The following is a 22,139-nucleotide window of genomic DNA, read 5'->3' on the forward strand; positions in this document are numbered from 1 at the left end:
AGCGCGAGATCCATCACTAATGAAGCTCGCGTGTGTTAACAAATGTGTCAATCTTGCGCCAAAGAGCGGCTGTCTGCAAGCCAAGGGTAGAGTGCATAATAAAGTAAAGGCACGACCACTAATGTCAGTAACGTTGATACAGCAAGTCCAAAGATGAGCGATATCGCTAGGCCATTAAAGATAGGGTCACTCAGGATAAAGTAAGCCCCCACCATGGCTGATATCGCTGTTAAAGCAATCGGCTTTAACCTTACAGCTCCTGCGAGCACAACCGCCTTTTCCAATGCCATACCGCGGGCAATACGCTGTCGAATAAAGACCACAATCAGAATTGAATTACGCACAATAATACCTGCTAACGCAATCATGCCAATCATTGATGTGGCGGTGAACTCTTTATCCAGTAACCAGTGACCCGGCAGAATTCCGACTAAAGTCAGTGGTATTGGAGACATAATCACCAAAGGCATCAAATAAGATCGGAATTGTGCCACGAGCAGAACAAAAATCATAAATATGCCAACACTGTAGGCGATGCCCATGTCGCGAAAGGTTTCATAGGTAATTTGCCATTCACCTTCCCATTTGATGGCGACTGGGCCTTCGGCACTCGGCTCATTAATAAAATATTGCTCGGGCGCGTTCTCCAGCTTAGACACCTGATCGGCGATGGCTAGCATACCGTAAATCGGCGAATCCGTTTCGCCAGCCATATTACCCTGCACATAAGTTACGGGTCGCAAATCTTTGTGGTAGATACTACCTTGCCATTGCTGCTGTTCAAATTGCGCAAAGCTACTCAGGGGAATCGAATCACCTGCTCGGCTGACAATAGGCAGGCTCAACCAGTCGTTTTGACTCGCTCGCATTTCCGATGGTAGTTGCAGCCAAATCGGTACGGCATACTTCGCGTAGGGATCATTTAAATAGCCGGCTGGTTTTCCGCCACTCAGCGTTTCTACCGTTTGCGCTGCGTTCGCTTGTGACAGCCCCACTTTGGCCGCGGCGTCACGATCAATCGTCAATTGCCATTTAGGAGCCGACTCAGTTATCGAACTATCGACATCAACAACACCCGGTACACCCTGCATCAACTGAGTCAGTTTTTCTGCCAGCGCCGCTTGAGCGGCCATCGTGCCACCGTAGATCTCCGCTACAATGGGTGCGAAAACCGGTGGCCCCGGTGGCACTTCGACCACTTTGACACGACCGCCATTATGCTCAGCAATCTCTGTCAACGTATTCCGGATAGCTAAGGCGATAGTATGTGAATCACGTTCACGGTCTGACTTATGCTGTAGCTGAACCTGTATATCACCTTGATAGGGTGCGCTGCGTAAATAATATTGGCGTACCAAACCATTGAAGTTGATAGGACTTGCGGTGCCAGCGTAGCGTTGCCAACCCTCGACTTCATCGACAGTATCTAAAAAATCTGTCATTTCGCCCAGTACTCGCTGAGTCTCAAGCGCTGAGCTTGACTCGGGCATATCTAATACAATCTGAAGTTCAGACTTATTGTCAAAGGGAAGCATCTTAAGGATCACCGCCTGATTGACAGGCAAAAGAATACTTCCTATTAACAGCCCGAAAATACCTAATCCCAAGAAAAAACGTCGTTTGCGATATTGCGAACCTATAAATGCACCTAACACGCGATTAAACACATTTAAAACTTTATCGGGTGCACCATCCTCTGGGTCGGACGTATTATTGTTGTCATGACGCTGGCTCTTTAACAGACGCAGTGCTAACCATGGTGCAACGATGAATGCCATCAACTGGGAGAAAACCATACCGGCGGATGCATTAATCGGTATCGGGCTCATATATGGACCCATCAACCCTGAAACAAACGCCATTGGTAATAACGCTGCAATGATCGTTAACGTTGCCATGATAGTTGGTGAGCCCACTTCATCTACAGCTTGTGGAATTAACGTCTTAGCCGGCTGTTTTGAAAGCCCCAAGCGACGGTGAATATTCTCGGTGATGACAATACCATCATCGACTAAAATGCCGATTGAGAATATCAGTGCGAACAAAGATACCCGGTTAAGAGTGAAGCCCCAAAACCAGCTAAAAACCAGAGTAAACAACAACGTCACTAGGACGACAACACCAACAATTAACGATTGGCGCCAGCCCATGGTCAATAGTACAAGCACAATCACTGAGACGGTTGCCGAAATAAGATCAGTAATCAGCTTAGTGGACTTTTCAGCTGCGGTTTGCCCATAGTTTCGGGTAATTTGTACATCGACATCTGCCGGAATCAGTCGGTTTTGCAACTTATCCAAACTTGATTTAACCGATTCTGCTACATCGATTGCATTTTCACCCGGTTTTTTGGCAACTGTGATTGTGACTGCGGGTGCATCGACCGACCCTCCTGAGCTCAGTACTGAATGATGGACTTGCACATCCGAGTCACTCACATCTGCAACATCACTCAAATATACGGGCGCATTATCATAAGTGGCGACAACAACCTGTTTTAAGTCTTCGATTGAACTCAGTGGCTGGCCTACTTGTAATGGAATCGACTGACCGTTGGCTACAATACGTTGCTCTACGCTGACCATATTGCTCTGCTGTAAGGCTTGCTGTAACGACTCAATCGATACCTTGTAGCGCGCTAACGCAGCAGGTTGAATGGTTAAGTTGACTGACCGGGCTACGCTGCCAAGCGTTCTTATGTCGCGAGTGCCAGGGATCTGCTTAAGCGCGATTTCAAGGCGGTGTGCGATTGCTGTTAATGATTGAGCGCTTTTTACCGAATCCTTCCCACGCAAAGTCAGCGTCATAATCGGCACGTCATCAATGCCTTTCGGTTTAATGATAGGTTGTCCAATACCTAACTGCGTAGGAAACCAATCGGCATTTGACTGCACTTTATTATACAAGCGCACTAAAGCTTGCTGTCGCGACAGTCCAACCTCAAATTGAACAGTCAGAATACCCATCCCCGGGCTAGCAACCGAGTAAACATGCTCGACATCGGACATTTCGCTGAGAACTTGTTCTCCAGGAGTGGTAATCAGACTCTCGACTTGCTGTCGACTCGCCCCCGGGAATGCCACCATGACATCCGCCATCGTCACATCAATCTGCGGTTCCTCCTCTTTCGGCGTCACCCAAACAGCGATAACGCCCAATACAACAGCTAATAAGATAATCAGTGGTGTCAGCTGAGAATGCTGAAAAATACGGGCTATATGGCCCGACGGACCGAGAGAATCAGCGTTACTCATAATGGATCTGACTCCAATCTTCTAGCACACGTTCGCCCGCCTTGAGCCCGGCTTGAATCTCAACCTGTTGCTGATCCACACGTCCAGTGTACACTTGTCTTAATTGAGGACCTTTTTCGCTATCCATTACGTAGACCGCTCGCAGCTCGCCGTCGATACGCACGGCCGACCGGGGAACTTCAATAACGGTGCGTTCACCTATTTTTAACCACACATCAACCGCAGAACCGGGTAATACACGCAGGCCTTGTGATGGCATCATCATACGTAGTCTAAAACTATGGCTAGGCAGTTCAGCGTAGGGAAAAAACGTCAATTGATTTGCGTCGATAAACGCGCCGTCGCCCAAGGCAATTTTAGCAGTCGAGAAATTTCTGGCTGTGGCATTAAACTGCTGAGGCACCTCAACCACGACACGGAGTTGTTCGAGTGATAAACCAGTGATCAAACGCTGCCCCGGTTGTACCGACTCGCCCAATTCAACCCAACGATCCGTCACGATGCCGGCATAGGGCGCTTTTACCCGAGTATAAGAGAGTTGTTTTTGCGCTTCTTCAACCGCTGCCTTAGCTTGCTTTACAGCTGATTGAGCTCGATCAAGTGCGGTTTTGGCCTGATCTAACTCCGAGGTGGACGCGACATTCTGCTCAAATAGTTGCTGCACACGTTCATATTGCTTCCGAGTCTGGCTCAGTGTCGCTTCAGCACTGGATAACCCGGCTTCACGTTGTTGCAAGCGCGCTCGTTGTTCTGAGTCCTCTAGTCGTACTATCAGCTCGCCTTGTGGCACCATATCGTCGACATCATAAGGCAGCTCTACAACAGTTCCCGCTGTTTGTGCAGAAACCGTGGAGCGCTGCGTCGCTTCGACAACGCCATTTAATTTTAGCCACTCGGGCTGCTGTGTTGCGATCGCTTCTATCGATTGCTGGGCGACAGTAGTGAAGCTCAAAAATAGCGTAGACACTATCAAGACGAAACGTAGGCTGGTCATTTCAACCTCTTACAATATGTTTTTAGATATAATGATAATATCAGTCTTTTCGCCAATGCGCTAGCGGCTCAGGTCGTCCTAGATAGTAACCTTGGAGTTGCTTACAGCCCATTGCCACGAGTCTTTGTTGCTGTGCTTTAGTTTCTACGCCTTCAGCAATAGTTTCTAAGCCTAGGCCATCTGCCAAAGCAATTACTGTCTTAACAATCGCCTCATCACTGCGATCTGACAAGAGATCTTTGACAAAACCTTGGTCAATTTTCAACCGTCTAAGCGGCAATAACTTGAGATAAATCAGAGAGGAATACCCCGTACCGAAGTCATCAAGAGCAAACTGAATACCGATTGACGATATCTCTCTCATCAGTTGAGCAATTCCATCAATATCCTCAATCAATACGCTTTCCGTAACTTCCAGTTCGAGATGACGAGCAAGTCGAGGTTCAGTAGCAACGCGGTGCTTCAGATCGCTTAAGAAATCACTCGCTCTTAACTGGCTTGCGCTCACATTTATCGCCACTATCCAATCATCATGATCAAAGCACGTCGACAGGTTATCCATGTCAGCCATCACTTGGTTCATAACAACAAAATGAAGCTGTGACATTAAGCCATTAGACTCCGCAAGCGGAATAAAATCAGCGGGAGATACTTGCCCATGCTCGTCGTCATACCACCTGAGTAAGGCTTCAAAACCAATACAACGTGCAGGTCCTTCACCGTTATGTAAATATTGGGGTTGGTAATGAAGGGTCAACTGCTCGTGTGTTATTGCGCTTTTTAACGCGTCAAGAAGCAACTGACGCTGATTAAACTCTTGCTGCATATCTTCATTAAAGAATCTAATACACGCTCCACCTGAAACTTTCGCATGCTGAACCGATAAATCAGCGGCTTTCATGGCCTCAATGTAGTCCTTGCAATCGGCCAGGCGAACAACTCCGAAACTAAAAGAGACAAAAAGTTGAGTGTCATCCACTACGAATGGCGCACCGAGTTTAACTTCAAGTTGATTGAGCCACTCATCAAACCCGCTTAGGCGAGATTGATGACCCAGCGTTTGGCTCAGGCAATAAAACTCATCGGCTCCTAAGCGACCAACAAATTCCCCAGCGCGGCAGTGAGACCTGATACGTTCACCTACTTGCTTTAATAGTTGGTCACCAATGTCGTGACCGTAACGGTCATTAAATGTCTTAAACTGATCAATATCAATGAACATGAGCCAGTCGGTAGATTTCGAAGAGTGTTTTGAATAACGGTCGGATAAATGCTCGATTAACGTTTGGCGATTGCCTAAATTGGTCAGAGCATCGAACTTCGCAAGCTTATTCACCTGTGATTTTAGCGCCTCGTACTCGGACACGTCGGTAGCGATACCACAAAGACCATTCAAATGTCCGTCAGGTCCGATAAGGGGCACTTTAACCGACCAGAGCAAGCGTTCTTCGCCGGTTTTTGGATCAACATGTTGCTCTTGATACGCGAGCCGTTTGCGTGTGCGAAGAACATGACGGTCCTTTTCAGTTAAAAAGTCTGCCAGCGGTTCTGCAAACAGCTCGTAATCATTGCATCCATAGATTTGCTCGACCGGGATCTGCAATAAATCGGCACAACGTTGGTTTGCGTATTGATATTTAAGATCAAGATCTTTGATAAAGATACAGCCATCAACACTATTGAGAATGACTTCAAGTCGCTTTTCACTCACCGCCAACTGACGTGTTTTGTCAGCGACGCGGCGTGTCAACATACGGTTGAAGATAATAAATCCGACCGTGGATAACAGGAGTGCGGCTATTATGTACCATATCCAGTTGGGTAACTTGATAAAGCTTGCCGTAGGCGCGTACTGATCCAGTATCTGATAGTACGCTGATTTACTATTCGCTTTTAACGATTTGAGTCTGCTGTCTATCACCCTCAGTACATCTCGGTGTTGACCTTTCGGTACAGCGTAGTAAAGCTCAGTCGGCATAAATACGATTGGCGTGCTATCGAGCGCCTTATCCATCACATAGTTGTCACCAAAAAATTGGTTGCTCGCCACCGCATCCACTTCTGCATTTAGTACCTGTTCAAAGCCTTTCTCGAAGCTTTCCACGGGTACTAAGATAAGCGGTGTATCAAACCCCGTAGCGATATCTGTCAAATAGCTTTGCTGAACCGAATCTTCTACGACGGCAATCCGTTTATTTTCGAGATCAAAAATATCGCGAATATTGGCACCCGACCGAGTGTATATTTTTGACCAACTAAGCAACGCGGGTTCGCTATGGGTCGAAATGAATTGATTACGTGACGGCGTCATCGCCACGTCAGGCAAAATATCAATGTGTCCGGCTTCAAGTAGCGCTAAGCAGTCGGCGAATCGACACCTCACAGGTGTCAATTGCCAGTCCTGTTGCTGACTAATCTGAACGAGTAAGTCACCCAAAATACCTGAGATGTTACCCTCTTCTGTTAGCATAAGCTTGGGCGGATTGTCGTACACCCCAACTTTCAGATGCTTTACGGAATCAGCAAAGACATCACTTGCCGGAACGTATAAACTGAGGCCAATAAGAAACGTAAGTACTCTGCGCAACTGATAGTCCTTTGCTAAAGATTAGGTCGGATGACAACACGCATCTACAGGCAGCGTGCATACTTATTAATCTATATATAACATTCATTAAATAATTATGAAAACCAATCTTATCACTCGACGTGGCTTTGATATGTTGCAACGTGAACTCAACCAACTATGGCGAGTAGAGCGGCGCGAAACTGTGGAAAAAGTGTCGTGGGCGGCAAGCCTTGGCGATCGAAGCGAAAACGCCGATTATAAATACAACAAACAAAAATTACGCCGGATAGACAGTCGTATTCGCTACCTGACAAAACGTCTTGACCAACTCAAAGTGGTTGACTATTCACCTCAACAAGACGGGCAAGTATTTTTTGGCGCATTTGTTGAGATAGAGGACGAGCAAGGTACAATCCGTCGTTTTCAGATCGTTGGTCCGGATGAAATCTATGATTCGAAAGACGTTGTGTCTATCGATGCGCCAATGGCAAGAGCACTTTTAAAAAAACATGTTGATGATGAAGTCACTGTTGTGACCCCGAAAGGCGAACAATGTTGGTTTATCAACAAAATACAATATCATGCCTTTGATGAGTCGTGCGGCGACAATAAAGCCCCGAACTAATAAAGGTCCGTTGGATTGAGAAGTAGAGCACCTTATGGAACGAATTAGTCTGCAAATCGCGCAAGAACTTAGTGTGCAACAAAAGCAAATTGCTGCCGTCATCAAATTACTTGATGAAGGCGCGACCATCCCGTTTATTGCGCGTTATCGGAAAGAGCTTACGGGTGGTCTCGACGACACTCAGTTACGCCAAGCGCATCAAAGGTTGAATTACCTAACAGAGCTTGAGGAACGTCGGGGCGTAATCCTTCGATCAGTCGAAGAGCAAGGAAAGCTCAGTAACGATCTGGCGGCAAAAATTAATGCCGCGGAAACCAAAACTGAACTTGAAGACCTGTATTTACCCTACAAACCGAAGCGTCGAACTAAAGGCCAAATTGCGATTGAAGCAGGCCTAGAGCCTCTAGCCGATAAACTTTGGCAGAATCCCGACTTAACGCCCGATGAGACCGCTACCGAGTTTCTTAATGCAGAACACAAAATTAATGACGCGAAAGACGCCTTAGATGGCGCGAGAGCCATTCTGATGGAACGGTTCTCGGAGCAAGCCGAATTGCTAAAGCAGCTCAGAAACCATCTTTGGACGCACGCTCATTTGCGCGCGCAAGTGGTTAAAGGCAAAGAGACTGAAGGCAGTAAGTTCAGAGACTATTTTGACTTTACTGAAGCCTTTAACCATATACCATCTCATCGCGCCCTTGCGTTATTTCGCGGACGCAATGAGGGTATCTTACAACTATCGTTAGATCCTGCACCCACGTTGGAAACACAAAAAGATGCTGAGGTTGAGCAGATGATTGCCGATTTTGTCGGCTTTTCTGATCAACGTCGCCCCGCTGATGCTTGGCGTGGTCAAGTCGTACAGTGGACATGGAAGGTCAAACTATCACTCCACTTAGAAACCGAACTCATGGCGCGCGTGCGTGAACAGGCCGAAACCGCGGCGATTCAAGTGTTTGCTAATAACTTAGCGGATCTACTCATGGCAGCACCCGCTGGAGCGAAACGCACCATGGGACTCGACCCAGGGGTTAGAACAGGTGTTAAAGTCGCTGTCGTCGATGAAACGGGCAAAGTGCTCGATACAAATACGGTGTTTCCTTTCCAGCCACAAAATCAAAAAGATAAAGCAATACGCACACTTGCTGGGCTATGCAAGCAACACAAAGTCGAACTGATCAGTATAGGTAACGGCACTCACTCTCGTGAGACCGATAGCTTAGTCGCAGAGATGCTAAAAGGGAACGCTGACGTGAAAGCGACTAAAGTGATGGTCAATGAGGCGGGCGCTTCCGTTTATTCTGCCTCCGAACTTGCTGCACAAGAGTTTCCTGAGATGGATGTTGCACTGCGTGGCGCTGTCTCGATCGCCCGCCGTTTACAAGACCCTCTTGCAGAGTTAGTAAAAATAGAGCCCAAATCAATTGGTGTTGGTCAGTATCAACATGACGTGAGCCAAGCTCAACTCGCGCAAAGTCTTGATGCCGTTGTAGAGGACTGCGTAAACGCTGTCGGCGTCGACGTTAACCGTGCTTCAGCAGCGTTGCTGCAACGTGTGGCAGGTCTGTCGAAAACGTTAGCGAAAAATATCGTCGAGTTTCGTGACATGCATGGTGCCTTTTCTTCTCGTAAAATTTTAATGGACGTACCTCGCATGGGCCCTAAAGCATTCGAACAGAGTGCCGGCTTCATGCGAATAAATGAAGGCGAGCATCTACTCGACGCCTCGGCTGTCCACCCAGAGTCTTATCACATTGTTGAGGCGATGGCTGACAAAGCAGGCATTGCACTTGACCAGCTCGTTGGTAACAAGTCAGCAATAGAGCAACTCGATCTAAATGCCTTTGTCACCGATACCGTGGGCTTACCAACGTTGCGGGATATCGTGCGTGAACTCGAAAAGCCGGGACGCGATCCTCGCCCTGAATTCAAAACAGCACAGTTCAAAGAAGGGGTTGAAAAGGTTTCAGATCTCGAGCCCGGCATGACGTTAGAGGGTGTTGTCACAAATGTCGCTAATTTTGGTGCGTTTGTTGACATCGGTGTGCATCAGGACGGTCTGGTACATATTTCTGCACTTGCTGATACCTTTGTCAGTGATCCACGAGATATCGTCAAAGCGGGTGACATTGTTACCGTGCGCGTCGTCGAAGTCGATATCGATAGAAAACGTATCGGCTTGAGCATGCGTAAGGATGACCAGCCTGCGCCCGTGAAAAAACCGACTTCAAAGAATAAGTCGGGTGCACCTTCTAAGCCGAAGAAAAAGCCTGTCGACAACGCATCCTCCGCAATGGGCAGTGCGTTTGCAGATGCCTTTGCCAAAGCAAAAAAAGGTTAGGCAACAACTTGAAAGCCCGAGTCTACACTCGGGCTCGTTGCTCTCTGATACTTAGCCTCAACCACACGTTGCGTTGTTTCAGACGCTGCAACTGATTTCTCTTTGTCAGAGTCTTTATCTTCTGCCTCTGTACTCGGCTCTGTTTGACGCGACGATTTAGGTTTTGAGTTTTGTTGATTCAATTCCGCGCGTGCTTGAGCCTCTTTTTGTGAAGCCTCAGCCGCAATAGCCCTATCAGCGCTAGACGGTTGTGCAGGTGCAAGTGCAGCACGCCTTACAACCGCCATTTTTTCGATGGTTGCTTGTGGGTCGCCTTCGACGACGCTGACATCAATCTGAACCTCTCCGGCGACAGCGTAGGACTTTCCATTACTGCCGCGCTCGTATTCATAGCTAGGGGCGCCAGCATAACGACCTCCTATGGCCGCATGCGCCTGCTCGTGCACTCGGACTTCTTGGTCTCGTCGCTCCAGTCGCTGCAGTTCTTCAAGCGCCTGAATCTCCTCATGACTTGAGCGTTGATTTACCCCTTGCTGGACATCATCACGCTTACCCTCAGCCTGTGGCTCGGTACCATGCTCACCTTGAGTCGGTTCAGGTTGAGTAACCGCGGGACGCTGTTGGTTGTCTCCTGCTAGTTGCTCTCTGGCTGGAGGAGATAAAGGAGGAAACGATGGCAGTGCAGGTGAGATATTCAAAAAATGATCACACCTTAGTGTCTATCATTGTACCCAACATTTCATCAGCGGTTTGCACACTTTTCGTGTTGGCTTCAAAGCTTTGCTGCCCTTGCTTTAGCGAGACGAGGGCATCGGTTGCCGTATTGGCGGGGACACTATTAAGTGTTTCACTCGCGGTTTCCGAACCAGACGCTACATCTGCGGCACTCTGTTGCCACCGCTGATTCGTTTGTTGGGGATCGGCAAGTTCAGCGCTTGCTTCAGTCACTTGCTGACTTGAACGTTGCATGCCTTGCATGCCAGCTGAAAGTACGTTGCTAATTTCCATGAGCACTCCTCGAAAAAACCCAAGCAGTGCTCATTATTGTTTACTTTTTACTCAATATCAAGCGTAACGCTTTATTTCTGATAATAGCGAACGCCAATGACGCTGTTGCTCATCAAGATTCTGTTTAAGCTCATCAATACGATCTTGTAAGCCGTCAAAATGTACCTGCTCTTTCAGTTGCTTAGCTTTAGCATCTAGCAACTTTTTGCGAGTTTGATAATACTCGCGTAAACAGGTCGCCATTTGCTGATAATGCTCGTGTGCGCTATCAATCAACACTTGAGGCGCCGACTTCGCCTTTTTGGACGCTCGCGTCAGCTGCATCGTCAATTTCGCCCGCTCAATCTGATACCCCGACGTACGCTTCAAGTCGGTCGTCAGCTTCGCGTAGGATAACCCTCGAATCAACCACTTGGTTGGGTCGAATTGATACCAACGGATGCCATTTCGATAATCTGCCGAAAAAATATGATGGTAGTTATGATAACCCTCGCCGAAGGTCAAGAAGGCGAGCACACCATTATCGCGCGCAGTATTTTTATCAGTATACGGTTGCGAGCCCCAAATGTGGGCAAGCGAATTAATAAAGAACGTCGTATGGTGATTCAGTACAAGACGCAATACGCCGACAACCAATAAGCCACCTAGCACATCGCCCACCATCCAGCCAAATAATAGTGGCCAACCAAAGTTAGTGAGCAAGGTGAGTGACAGATAGTGCTTGTGTTGCCACATGACAATCGGATCTTCTTGTAAATCTTTAACGTTGTTGTAATCACTATAGCGACTGGCTTGATACTCACGTAGCATCCAGCCAATGTGCGAATACCAAAAACCACGTTTCGCTGAGTAGGGGTCTTTGTCATTATCGTCGACATGTGTGTGGTGTACACGATGGTCACTCGACCAGTGCAGCACACTATTTTGCAACGCAACGGCACCACCAATTGCAAACAGGAAACGCACAATAGGGTGCGCTTTATAGGCCTTGTGGGACCATAAGCGGTGATAACCGGCGGTGATCGAGATGCCTGCAAAACAGGCGGTTCCTATCATTGCCCACCAAAGACTGGAATCAATGCCATGTACATAGGCATAAACAGGTACACCGATCGCTGCAATAGCGAAGGTGATTGCGAACACCCAAACGTTTAACCAGATGATTGGGGGTTTTGCATTAATCGAATTCATTCGTAACTCACATTTAGTTAATTCTTACCACGCCAAGCATTTTTTGATCCTTTTGACTGATCAGCTAACACTTGTACGCTGAATTCTACTTCTTTAATAAAAAAACTCAAGCGATGATTGTCTTTTAAGCTATGTTATTATCTTGAATCAGATATAAAGCACAATTTTGGAAAAAATTTTGGCAAAATCTCAATCGATTGGTGTGCGCGCGCAACAAAAAGAGAAAACAAGGCGTGCTCTCATTAACGCAGCGATGAATCAATTAAGCGCGGAAACTGGCTTTTCGAGTCTGAGTTTGCGTGAGGTTGCACGCGAAGCCGGTATCGCACCGACCTCATTTTATCGGCATTTCCGTAACATGGATGAGCTCGGACTCACCCTGGTCGACGAGTGTGGCTTGACTCTTCGACAACTGCTCCGACAAGCGCGACAACGTATTGATAAGGGTGGCTCGATTATTCGTGTTTCAATAGAGACCTTCATGCAGTTTGTAGCTGATAATACGGCTATTTTTCGACTGCTATTACAAGAGCGAACAGGTCGCTCCCGCGAGTTCCGTAAGGCGGTTGAGCGTGAACTAGAACACTTCAAAGCTGAACTTATCGAGTATTTACGCGATGAACAGGGCTTCAACGCTGCGCTCGCCGATCTGCAATCGGATGCAATCGTAAAAATCGTATTTAGTGCAGGCGCTGACTGTTTCGACGTCGATAATACACAACGCTTACGAATAGCGGAGCAAACAATACAACAAGTGCGTCTTGTCGCTCGCGGTGCAGAAGCCACTCGACGTGCTAGAGTAGAATAAATTACAACAACCTTAACTGGAGAACACCATGATAGCGAGAACGCTCGGAGTTGTCAGCTTGCTTGGCTTAGCCGTCACTGGCCAAGCGCGCGATATGACACTAATGGAAACCGTGACTGCACAATCAGTTGTCGATGTTAATTTGTCACCTAACGGTCAATTCACGGCTATTACCAAGTATTACCCTGCGCGCCCGTATACCGATAAAGAAGACAGCGGTAAAACTGAGTTAGTTATTCGCACCGCGAACGGCAAAGAAACGGTTTATTTAAGCAAAGAAGAGTCTTTCTCTGACGTTGAGTTCGGTCCTAACAGCGAATATATTTATTTTACCGCTAAGCGAGACGGCGATGATTACAGCGAACTCTATCGTATCCCGCTCGCAGGTGGTGGCGTCCAATCTGTTTACGAATTCGATGGTTCAATCACAGCCTATGATTTAAGTTCAGATGGCCAGTCATTGATTTTTCTATCAACGGGTAGTCGCGATAAAGACGCCAAAAAAGAGGCTGAGTACGGTTTCAAAGCAGAAGTCTATGAAGAGGATCTTACCTACCGTCATTTATACCAAGTCGACTTGAGCCAAGCCGATGCAGAAGCCAAGCAAGTGACGGCTGATGATGTTCAGGTCATCTCTGCTCAATGGAGTCCAAACGACGAACAACTGCTGGTGCGTACTGCACCCACACCGTTGATTGATGACTACTACATGAGCAGTCAGTACCACATCATGTCTTTAAATGGTGAGACTGTTGCGAGTATTCCTACTGAAGGAAAGCTGGGCAAAGCTGAATTTTCACCAAACGGTCAGTATGTTGCATTGATCAGTGCCGCTGATTACAACGACCCATCAGCCAGCGTACTCAAGGTCTACAATACGCAAAACGCTACCATCCGTCGTGTATTACCTGATTACCAAGGTTCAATTCAAGACTTTACCTGGCGTACTGAGCAGGAGTTAGTTTGGTTAGGTCACCGGGGCACCGAATCAGAAGTCAAAGCGTTAACTCTTCAGTTCCTGGAGAATCGCGACTTGATCGACGCGGGTGAAGCGATCTTTACCGGTTTAGACGGCTCTGCTGGCGTGGATAAAATTGTGTTACGAGGCAACCGCCCTGCCCATCCTAATGAAGCATTTGAGTTGACCTCGCGTGGTTTAGACCGTTTAACCGTTTCTAATCCATGGTTAGAAGAAGTGACGATGCCTAAGCAGGAAACTATCACTTATAAAGCACGCGATGGTCTTGAACTCGAAGGAATCCTTGTTTATCCAACTGACTATCAAGAAGGTGAAAAATACCCTTTGATTATGGTTATTCATGGAGGTCCTGAGTCACATTATTCTAATGGCTGGCTGGATCGTTATTCATCGCCAGTGAAACATGCTGCCGCACAAGGCTATGCGTTATTCTTCCCTAATTACCGTGGCAGCACAGGCCGTGGTGTTGAGTTCTCTAAACTCAGCCAAAATGACTACGCAGGAAAAGAGTTTGACGATATTGTTGATGGCAAGCAGCATCTGGTCGATATGGGTCTAGCTGACGAGACTCGCGTTGGGATAACGGGTGGCTCTTACGGTGGTTATGCTTCGGCTTGGGGCGCGACCGCTCAAACTGAACACTTTGCCGCAAGCGTGATGTTTGTTGGTATCAGCGATAACCTCTCTAAGTTTGGTACGACCGATATTGCCAAAGAAATGAACGCGGTACACGCTCGCAGTTATCCGTGGGACAAATGGCAGTGGTACCTCGAGCGCTCACCCATTTATCATGCGGAAAAAGCGCGCACGCCTATCCTTATTATGCACGGTAAGGAAGACACCCGTGTGCATCCTTCGCAGTCAATGGAGCTTTATCGTTACCTTAAGACGCATGGCAATGTGCCCGTCCGCTTGGTGTTATACCCAGGAGAAGGACATGGTAACCGTCATATGGCGGCGCAACTCGATTACAGTATTCGTCTGATGCGTTGGATGGACTCATTCTTAGTCGAGCAAGCAGAAGAAAAGCCACCTTTTGCTATCGACCATATTAAGCAAATCAAGTAAGTCTTGAGTCTCATAAAAGACGCCGCATTCTGCGGCGTCTTTTTAGTTTAAGTATTAACCTCGTATAGCATTCCAAATATCTTTCCAACTGGGCTCTTTACCATAGAATTGTATTCCCATCGTAAACAAACGAGCCGCAACGTTCCGCATCCAGATAAGACTGACCACTAACAACGCCAAACTGAGGCCTATTTGCCACCACGCGACATCAGTTTGCGCCAAACGCGCGGGCATCATCATGAATGATGAAACGGGTAAAATACTCATAATTTGTGCGAGCGTACCGTCTGGACTATCGACAACGCTGAAACTTAGGAATATCGGCAATAACGGGATAAGCATAAATGAGCTACGTGATGAATGGTTGGGATCATCAATCGTGGCCGAGAAACCTGCCAGCATTGCATTAATCATCAGTAAGCCGAGCAACACAAACACAAACGATACGATCACAACAAAGGGATCAAAAGTAAAACTTATGGAACCCTCGCTACTAAAGCTTGCAGCAAGCAGTGCGATAGCGCCAAAGAATAAACCGATGAATACCATCGCCTTCAAACTGTGTAAGGTGATCCCAACAATTTTCCCATCCATCCACTCGCGTGGCGAAATAATCGTTAGTAGTTGCTCAGTCACTCGCTGCTGTTTCTCCGCCGTAATCGACATCATCATCAAACCAAAGCCGGTAAATACGCCGACAGAGATGCCAATACCTAAGAACATTCCCAGCTCGCTACTCCCTTCGTCATCAGTTGCCGACTCATCAACGTCGACTTGCGCAATATCAAGCGTTACTTCGGGTTTAGAGTCGAGAACTGCACGCTGCTCATCGGTAAGCGCTAATCCAGCAACGCGTAACGTTTGTAAGTAACTTTGTAGTGAGTCGGTTAAATCGCTTTGCCAATCGTCACGTTTATGCACGCGCAGTGTCGCTGTGTTATCAGGATGAACGATCACCACGACATCGAGCGTTTCCGGTAGCTGCGACTTCCACTTCTCAATTTCCATCGAGCCTGCGTCACGCAAAGTGATATCTTTAGGGGCTTCATAGTCGCCGGGGTTAGCGCGTTGCTCGAAATAAATTGCGCCATTATATTGCTCTTCGAATACGGCACTAATCGCTCCCCACCCCGTACTTACAGCCATGATGACAACCAGTAGGCCGATAGAGATAAGCTCTTGCTTCCATTTAAAAAAGCGACGGAACTCCCACCACGCGATTTTCGATACTTTGCTACTAAGCAGACTCATGCTGAACATCCTTTGATTTGTTATTGTTTTGCTCAATGGTGTTGAGGTACAACTCATGCAATCCAAGCTGTAGCGGTGAGAAGCTGCGCATGGGTACATGCTGATTTAACTCAGGCCATAAATGCTGAACATCAACATAAGGGTCCACCGTCACATGCGCTAGATCGGTGTCGACCACAGACACATCAACGATTGCCTCGTGCTGACCCCATTGGTTGCGAGCCACTTCAGCGTCACATTCGATACGATAAACCCGCTGAGGCTGAAGTTTGGCGCGAATTTCCGCCAACGTACCCTGCGCTAGCGCGCGACCATGTGACATTAACAACATCTTATCCGCAAGACGTTCCACTAATGCCATTTGATGAGCGCTCAGTAATACCGTTTTCCCCCTTTGCTTCAAATCGGTTAACACGTTCATCACATGTTCTTGGTTCACCGGGTCAAGACCTGAAAATGGCTCATCTAAAATGACCAAATCGGGATCGTGTATCAATGTCGCGATCAACTGAACTTTTTGTTGGTTACCTTTAGAAAGCTGTCGCATGGGCTCCTTTTTGCGTTCAGTAAGGTCAAAGTAATCCAACCATTGGTCAATGCGCTGCTGCGCCAATGATTTATCCAGACCTCGTAGTTCGGCAATAAAACCCAGATTATCCAGAATCGTTCGATCTTGATATAACCCTCGGTCTTCGGGTAGATAAGCAAAGTCCTCAGGGCTGAGCTGAGGACGAGGACCGCTAGCATCGGAAATTTCAATACTGCCCTCGTCAGCTTGGGTCAGCCCCACCAACATACGCACTAAAGATGATTTGCCGGCGCCGTTGGGTCCGAGCAATGCGTATATTTCACCTGAGTTGACCGTAAGCGATATATTGTCAACCGCGGTGACGGTTTTATAACGCTTGGTTAGGTTTGTTATTTGTATATTCATGATTCTCGCAGCGTTTAGATAAATGTAAAAATTAAGTAACCAATTGAGTATATATTACAGAGCAAAAAAAACCCGCAACAGCCGTTGCGGGTTTTTATTTTGTTTCAATTTGTAAGTTGTGTGTTTACTTAACACTCGGTCCTGCAGCGACTAACGCTTTGCCGTTTTCTGTATCAGTGAACTTCTCAAAGTTCGCTACAAAACGCTGCGCGAGATCTTTCGCTTTTAAGTTCCAGTCTTCTGCATCCTCGTAAGTATTACGTGGATCGAGGATAGCGCTATCTTCAACACCCGCCAATTCAGTTGGCATAGCCAAGTTGAAGTATGGCAACTGATGGAATTCAGCATCTTCAATTGAGCCGTCGAGAATGGCATCGATGATCGCGCGCGTCGCTTTAATCGAGATACGTTTACCAGTACCATTCCAGCCGGTATTTACCAAATATGCCTCGGCGCCAGCTGCTTCCATACGTTTTACTAATACTTCAGCGTATTGGGTAGGATGCAATGTCAAAAAAGCCGCGCCAAAACAGCTTGAAAACGTTGGCGTAGGTTCCGTAACACCACGTTCAGTACCCGCCAATTTGGCCGTAAAGCCCGATAAAAAGTGATACTGCGCCTGCTCTTTAGTGAGTTTCGATACTGGCGGCAACACGCCAAACGCATCGGCAGTTAGGAAAATCACTTTCTTCGCGTGGCCCGCTTTTGAAACAGGTTTAACGATATTATCGATGTGATAAATAGGATAAGAAACGCGCGTATTCTCGGTTTTGCTATTGTCATCAAAATCAACGCTGCCATCTTCGCGCACGGTCACGTTTTCTAATAACGCATCGCGGCGAATGGCGTTATAAATATCAGGTTCCGCTTCTTTCGACAGGTTGATCGTTTTCGCATAACAACCGCCTTCGAAGTTAAATACGCCATCGTCATCCCAACCGTGCTCATCATCACCGATAAGGGCGCGCTTTGGATCCGTCGACAATGTTGTTTTGCCCGTTCCCGATAAACCGAAGAACACTGCCACATCACCGTCTTTGCCCACGTTAGCCGAGCAGTGCATAGAGGCCATGCCTTGTAGCGGCAAGAAGTAGTTCATCATCGAGAACATACCTTTCTTCATCTCACCGCCATACCATGTACCGCCGATTAACTGAATTTTTTCGGTCAGGTTAAACGCCACGAAATTTTCTGAGTTAAGACCTTGCTCTTGCCAATCTGGATTAATGCATTTTGCTCCGTTCATCACCACAAAGTCAGGCTCAAACGTTTCTAACTCTTCGCCTGAAGGACGGATAAACATATTCTTCACAAAATGCGCTTGCCACGCCACCTCAGTAATAAAGCGCACCGCTAAGCGTGTATCTTCATTAGCACCACAATAGGTATCAACGACGAACAAACGCTTGTTTGATAGCTGGTTAGTCACTAATCCTTTTAAGTGGGTCCAAGTTTCTTGTGACATCGCCTTGTTGTCATTTTTGCCTTGATCTGCCCACCATACAGTGTCCCGTGTCGTGTCATCTTTAACGATGTATTTATCTTTTGGTGAACGACCGGTAAAGATACCCGTGTCGACTGCAACGGCACCGAGCTTGGTCACGGTTCCTTTTTCAAAACCATGCAGGTCATTGCGAGTTTCTTCCTCAAATAACACATCATAAGAGGGGTTATGAACAACTTCTTGGACATCATTGATGCCGTAGCGGCTCAGATCCAAATTTGGCATGACAAGGGCTCCTGAGATACGGTCTTGCATTAAACGAACGTTACTTCTTGCGGCACACGCATTAATCCCTTTACGCACTCGCCACAAGCATAAAATTTGGTCGCGAATGTTACCTTTAATTGACAAAAAAAGATAGGGCAAAATTTTCTCAGTCCGTTAGAATGCCCCCTCTTTTACTTAATATTTAACTAAAGTTGTTTTGTCCTTATGCGTGACTCATTTAAGTCAAGAATCGGATTTGTGCTGGCAGCAGCAGGATCGGCTGTTGGTTTAGGTAACATTTGGGGGTTTCCAACCCAGGTTGCTAACCATGGTGGCGGCGCTTTTTTGCTGGTTTATTTGTGTGTGATTTTTGTCCTTGCTATTCCCGCGCTTTATAGCGAAATGCTGATTGGTCATCATGCCCAAGCCAACCCTGTTCGCTCGCTCAAACAACTTAGCGAAGGACGCATGCGCCCTGTTGGTGCGACGATGGGACTACTCAACGTCATTGGCTCATGTTTAATGTTAAGTTTCTATCACATCGTTGCCGGTTGGATGTTAGTTCACGCACTAGGCTATCTTGCCACAGCCATGGGCTTGTCAAGCGTTGCTGAATTTTTACTTACCGGCAGCATGGTACGCGATTTAGTTTTTACTTCGGTGTTTTTGGTTCTCACCGCATCCGTCGTACTTAAAGGTGTCGAACAAGGTATCGAACTCTGGTCAAAACGCTTAATGCCGCTTCTGGTTATTCTATTAGTCGGGCTCATCGTTTACATAGCCAGTTTACCGGGTGCGGGTGAAGGTTTTAAAACCTATCTGATCCCAGAGGTTGAACAATTCACTGATCCCGATATCTATATCGCCGCCATGGGTCAGGCATTCTTCTCTTTATCGATTGGCTTGGGTGGCATGATGATTTACGGATCGTATTTGCGCCCCGGAGCACAGTTGGGTCGTTTAAGTTTATCTGTAGCCGCGTTAGATACGTTGGTCGCATTTTTAGCAGGCTTGCTGATTATTCCTGCATTATTTGTCGCTATTAAATTGGGCGTTTCCGTTGAACAAGGTAACCAGTTTATTGGTGAGGGACAGCTGATATTCGCTGTTTTACCGGAGCTGTTCGGCAGTATGGGCTTTGCCGGTTTATGGGTTGGCTTTGGCTTCTTTATTTTACTCAGCATCGCGGCACTCACATCGACTATGGCTCAGGCTGAGGTGCCCGTCTCTTATTTATTAGAAGAGCACGACTTACCTCGCCCAGTCGCCGTTGCCATTGCCATGCTCGTAATCGCGTTGCTCGCGCTATCCTTAGTGCTTTGGTTTGAGCCGCTGTTTGGCTGGGTAGTTACCGCTGTAACCCAATTCCAATTACCGCTGTCGGGATTGTTTTACTTGCTGGTTGTTGGGTGGTTCTGGAAACGTAGTAACCATGTTACAGCGCTGGCAGCGCAGGGCTTGCGCTACCGATTACTACGTTGGCACTTACGGTATATTTGCCCAGTCTTAATGGGGCTGGTTTTTTACCAAAGCGCGATTGCTTAGCTGATTAAGGGCGTTGTCCAGCAAATTTTTGTTGCAGCGCCTCAGCCACACGCCCATCCACAAACTCGCCAACGTCGCCGCCATGCAAAGCAACTTCTTTAACTAGAGTCGACGAAATAAAGGAGTTTTCTTCAGCGGGTGTTAAAAACACACTTTCCAGCTCGGGGAATAGTCGTCGATTCATATTGGCAAGTTGGAATTCGTACTCAAAATCCGAGACCGCGCGCAAGCCACGAATCAATACCGATGCATCATGGTCCTTAGCAAAATTAACTAACAGTCCTGAAAAACCCACCACACGCACATTGTCCAACTTCTCAGTCACTTGTTGAGCTAATAGTACCCGTTCTTGCAAGCTAAATAACGGCTTCTTACTTGGACTTTCCGCTACACCGACGATGATCTCACTGAACAGGCTTGCAGCGCGCTCGATGAGGTCGGCGTGGCCATTGGTTATGGGATCAAAAGTGCCAGGATAAATAGCTCTACGATGCATAGGTTCCTCGTTTTAACGTTGTGCAAACTTTACAGTACATCCTCAAAACTGGCTCATCTTTATAGCTTTTGCAAATTAGGGATGCGGCTTTCAGTGAACATGCGTAAAATACAGGGTAATGTTAAGAAAGCCAAATGACTGAACAGGATTTCGTAATGAACACAAATTTTTATCAGCACCTTAATGAGCAACTCGAACAGACCAAATCAGACGGTCTGTACAAAAAAGAACGTATTATCACTTCTGATCAAAGTTCTGAAATTACCGTTAATGGCCAACAAGTGTTGAACTTTTGTGCCAACAATTACTTAGGCCTTGCCAATCATCCGGACCTAATTAAAGCGGCTAAGCAAGGTCTTGATGAACACGGCTTTGGTACTGCGTCGGTGCGTTTTATTTGTGGTACGCAAGATATTCACAAAACACTGGAAACTAAACTGAGTGACTTTCTGGGTACCGAAGACACGATTCTTTATTCTTCGTGTTTTGACGCCAATGGGGGTCTATTTGAGACCTTGATGGGCCCAGAGGACGCTATTATCAGCGATGAGTTAAACCACGCCAGCATTATTGATGGCATCCGTCTTAGTAAAGCGAAACGCTACCGCTATAAAAACAATAACCTTGATGACCTTGAACAACAACTTAAACAAGCCGATGCTGATGGCGCACGTTTTAAGTTGATTGCGACCGACGGTGTATTCTCGATGGACGGTGTTATTGCCGATCTTAAAGGTATCTGTGACTTAGCAGATAAATATGACGCCTTGGTGATGATGGATGACTGCCACGCAACTGGCTTCTTAGGCGCTAATGGTAAAGGTACCCATGAATACTGCGACGTTTTGGGTCGCGTTGATATCATCACCGGAACGTTGGGTAAAGCTTTAGGCGGTGCTTCCGGTGGTTACACATCGGGCAAAAAGGAAGTGATCGATTGGTTACGTCAGCGTTCGCGTCCTTATTTATTCTCTAACTCGGTAGCACCGGCTATCGTTCAAGCATCCATCAAAGTACTTGAAATGCTTGAACAGGGTAACGAATTACGTGAACGACTCTGGAATAACGCAACCTATTTCAGAACCGAAATGGAAGCGGCGGGCTTTACCCTCAGCGGTGCTGACCATGCGATTATTCCGGTCATGATTGGCGACGCTCGCCTTGCTTCTGAAATGGCTGATCGTTTGCTCGAAGAAGGTATCTATGTCATCGGATTCTCGTTCCCTGTCGTACCTAAGGGCAAAGCGCGTATCCGTACGCAAATGTCTGCGGCACACACACGCGAACAACTTGACCGCACTATTGAAGCATTCACACGTATTGGTAAAGAGCTCGGCGTTATTTAACGCCGAGTCTGGGGACTGA

Annotated in this window: 16 protein-coding genes; 6 read left to right on the forward strand and 10 right to left on the reverse strand. The window is 47.1% G+C overall.

The window, feature by feature from the left end:
* Positions 1-47: 47 nt before the first annotated feature.
* Genes OS145_RS00105 through OS145_RS00115 form a run of 3 tightly spaced genes read right to left on the reverse strand, consistent with a single transcriptional unit; the run spans position 48 to position 6,835 of the window.
* Positions 48-3,254, reverse strand: coding sequence for an efflux RND transporter permease subunit (locus OS145_RS00105; RefSeq protein ID WP_006953816.1), 3,207 nt, complete (start codon positions 3,252-3,254; stop codon positions 48-50).
* Entirely contained in the window at positions 3,247-4,248 is a 1,002-nt protein-coding gene (locus tag OS145_RS00110) for an efflux RND transporter periplasmic adaptor subunit (protein WP_006953817.1), read from the reverse strand. The genes OS145_RS00105 and OS145_RS00110 overlap by 8 nt, the downstream gene beginning before the upstream one ends.
* A 40-nt stretch (positions 4,249-4,288) precedes the next feature.
* Entirely contained in the window at positions 4,289-6,835 is a 2,547-nt protein-coding gene (locus OS145_RS00115) for an EAL domain-containing protein (RefSeq protein WP_006953818.1), read from the reverse strand.
* Positions 6,836-6,932: 97 nt separating this feature from the next.
* On the opposite strand from OS145_RS00115, the gene greB reads away from it, so the two are divergent.
* Both greB and OS145_RS00125 read left to right on the forward strand, forming a co-directional pair.
* The gene (greB, locus tag OS145_RS00120) at positions 6,933-7,442 is read left to right on the forward strand and encodes a transcription elongation factor GreB (RefSeq protein ID WP_006953819.1); all 510 of its coding nucleotides are present in this window, start codon (positions 6,933-6,935) and stop codon (positions 7,440-7,442) included.
* 34 nt (positions 7,443-7,476) lie between these two features.
* Complete coding sequence (locus OS145_RS00125) at positions 7,477-9,783, forward strand: Tex family protein (protein WP_006953820.1); 2,307 nt, start codon at positions 7,477-7,479, stop codon at positions 9,781-9,783.
* On the opposite strand, the gene OS145_RS13070 is transcribed toward OS145_RS00125, so the two are convergent.
* Genes OS145_RS13070 through OS145_RS00140 form a run of 3 tightly spaced genes read right to left on the reverse strand, consistent with a single transcriptional unit; the run spans position 9,780 to position 11,982 of the window.
* Positions 9,780-10,481, reverse strand: a complete 702-nt coding sequence (locus OS145_RS13070; RefSeq protein ID WP_006953821.1) for a putative metalloprotease CJM1_0395 family protein — start codon at positions 10,479-10,481, stop codon at positions 9,780-9,782. The two genes, OS145_RS00125 and OS145_RS13070, sit on opposite strands and share 4 nt — an antisense overlap.
* Positions 10,482-10,488: 7 nt before the next feature.
* Positions 10,489-10,791 carry a flagellar basal body rod C-terminal domain-containing protein gene (locus OS145_RS00135; protein WP_006953822.1) on the reverse strand — a complete coding sequence of 101 codons (303 nt, stop codon included), beginning with the start codon at positions 10,789-10,791 and terminating at the stop codon, positions 10,489-10,491.
* Positions 10,792-10,848: 57 nt separating this feature from the next.
* Positions 10,849-11,982 carry a fatty acid desaturase gene (locus OS145_RS00140; protein WP_006953823.1) on the reverse strand — a complete coding sequence of 378 codons (1,134 nt, stop codon included), beginning with the start codon at positions 11,980-11,982 and terminating at the stop codon, positions 10,849-10,851.
* 178 nt (positions 11,983-12,160) lie between these two features.
* Here OS145_RS00140 and fabR point away from each other — a divergent pair, with 178 nt between their 5' ends.
* Positions 12,161-12,790 (forward strand): HTH-type transcriptional repressor FabR, encoded by a 630-nt coding sequence (gene fabR, locus OS145_RS00145; protein ID WP_348671179.1) that lies wholly within the window; start codon positions 12,161-12,163, stop codon positions 12,788-12,790.
* A 28-nt stretch (positions 12,791-12,818) separates the two neighbouring features.
* Positions 12,819-14,837 carry a S9 family peptidase gene (locus OS145_RS00150; protein ID WP_006953825.1) on the forward strand — a complete coding sequence of 673 codons (2,019 nt, stop codon included), beginning with the start codon at positions 12,819-12,821 and terminating at the stop codon, positions 14,835-14,837.
* A 54-nt stretch (positions 14,838-14,891) separates the two neighbouring features.
* Here the strand turns inward: OS145_RS00150 and OS145_RS00155 are convergent, their stop codons facing one another.
* The 3 genes from OS145_RS00155 to pckA form a co-directional block, all read right to left on the reverse strand.
* Positions 14,892-16,088: an ABC transporter permease gene (locus OS145_RS00155; RefSeq protein ID WP_006953826.1), complete on the reverse strand. Its 1,197-nt coding sequence runs from the start codon at positions 16,086-16,088 to the stop codon at positions 14,892-14,894.
* On the reverse strand, positions 16,075-17,022 hold the full coding sequence (locus OS145_RS00160) for an ABC transporter ATP-binding protein (RefSeq protein ID WP_006953827.1): 948 nt from the start codon (positions 17,020-17,022) through the stop codon (positions 16,075-16,077). Before OS145_RS00160 ends, OS145_RS00155 begins: the two co-directional genes overlap by 14 nt.
* A 124-nt stretch (positions 17,023-17,146) precedes the next feature.
* The gene (gene pckA / locus OS145_RS00165) at positions 17,147-18,751 is read right to left on the reverse strand and encodes a phosphoenolpyruvate carboxykinase (ATP) (protein ID WP_006953829.1); all 1,605 of its coding nucleotides are present in this window, start codon (positions 18,749-18,751) and stop codon (positions 17,147-17,149) included.
* A 207-nt stretch (positions 18,752-18,958) separates the two neighbouring features.
* Between pckA and OS145_RS00170 the strand changes: the two genes are divergently transcribed.
* Entirely contained in the window at positions 18,959-20,278 is a 1,320-nt protein-coding gene (locus tag OS145_RS00170; RefSeq protein ID WP_006953831.1) for a sodium-dependent transporter, read from the forward strand.
* Between the two features lie 4 nt (positions 20,279-20,282).
* Here OS145_RS00170 and coaD read toward each other — a convergent pair whose 3' ends face one another.
* The gene (coaD, locus tag OS145_RS00175) at positions 20,283-20,774 is read right to left on the reverse strand and encodes a pantetheine-phosphate adenylyltransferase (protein WP_006953832.1); all 492 of its coding nucleotides are present in this window, start codon (positions 20,772-20,774) and stop codon (positions 20,283-20,285) included.
* A gap of 155 nt (positions 20,775-20,929) precedes the next feature.
* On the opposite strand from coaD, the gene OS145_RS00180 reads away from it, so the two are divergent.
* Entirely contained in the window at positions 20,930-22,120 is a 1,191-nt protein-coding gene (locus tag OS145_RS00180) for a glycine C-acetyltransferase (protein ID WP_006953833.1), read from the forward strand.
* Positions 22,121-22,139: the final 19 nt, after the last annotated feature.

Source organism: Idiomarina baltica OS145, assembly GCF_000152885.1.
Classification (GTDB): domain Bacteria; phylum Pseudomonadota; class Gammaproteobacteria; order Enterobacterales; family Alteromonadaceae; genus Idiomarina; species Idiomarina baltica.

What these genes read in the sequence shown, in the direction of transcription:
- OS145_RS00105 (WP_006953816.1), bottom strand. Translation starts at nt 3,254, where the DNA reads ATGAGTAACGCTGATTCTCTCGGTCCGTCGGGCCATATAGCCCGTATT.
- OS145_RS00110 (WP_006953817.1), bottom strand. Translation starts at nt 4,248, where the DNA reads ATGACCAGCCTACGTTTCGTCTTGATAGTGTCTACGCTATTTTTGAGC.
- greB (WP_006953819.1), top strand. Translation starts at nt 6,933, where the DNA reads ATGAAAACCAATCTTATCACTCGACGTGGCTTTGATATGTTGCAACGT.
- OS145_RS00125 (WP_006953820.1), top strand. Translation starts at nt 7,477, where the DNA reads ATGGAACGAATTAGTCTGCAAATCGCGCAAGAACTTAGTGTGCAACAA.
- OS145_RS00135 (WP_006953822.1), bottom strand. Translation starts at nt 10,791, where the DNA reads ATGGAAATTAGCAACGTACTTTCAGCTGGCATGCAAGGCATGCAACGT.
- OS145_RS00140 (WP_006953823.1), bottom strand. Translation starts at nt 11,982, where the DNA reads ATGAATTCGATTAATGCAAAACCCCCAATCATCTGGTTAAACGTTTGG.
- OS145_RS00150 (WP_006953825.1), top strand. Translation starts at nt 12,819, where the DNA reads ATGATAGCGAGAACGCTCGGAGTTGTCAGCTTGCTTGGCTTAGCCGTC.
- OS145_RS00155 (WP_006953826.1), bottom strand. Translation starts at nt 16,088, where the DNA reads ATGAGTCTGCTTAGTAGCAAAGTATCGAAAATCGCGTGGTGGGAGTTC.
- OS145_RS00160 (WP_006953827.1), bottom strand. Translation starts at nt 17,022, where the DNA reads ATGAATATACAAATAACAAACCTAACCAAGCGTTATAAAACCGTCACC.
- pckA (WP_006953829.1), bottom strand. Translation starts at nt 18,751, where the DNA reads ATGCCAAATTTGGATCTGAGCCGCTACGGCATCAATGATGTCCAAGAA.
- OS145_RS00170 (WP_006953831.1), top strand. Translation starts at nt 18,959, where the DNA reads ATGCGTGACTCATTTAAGTCAAGAATCGGATTTGTGCTGGCAGCAGCA.
- coaD (WP_006953832.1), bottom strand. Translation starts at nt 20,774, where the DNA reads ATGCATCGTAGAGCTATTTATCCTGGCACTTTTGATCCCATAACCAAT.
- OS145_RS00180 (WP_006953833.1), top strand. Translation starts at nt 20,930, where the DNA reads ATGAACACAAATTTTTATCAGCACCTTAATGAGCAACTCGAACAGACC.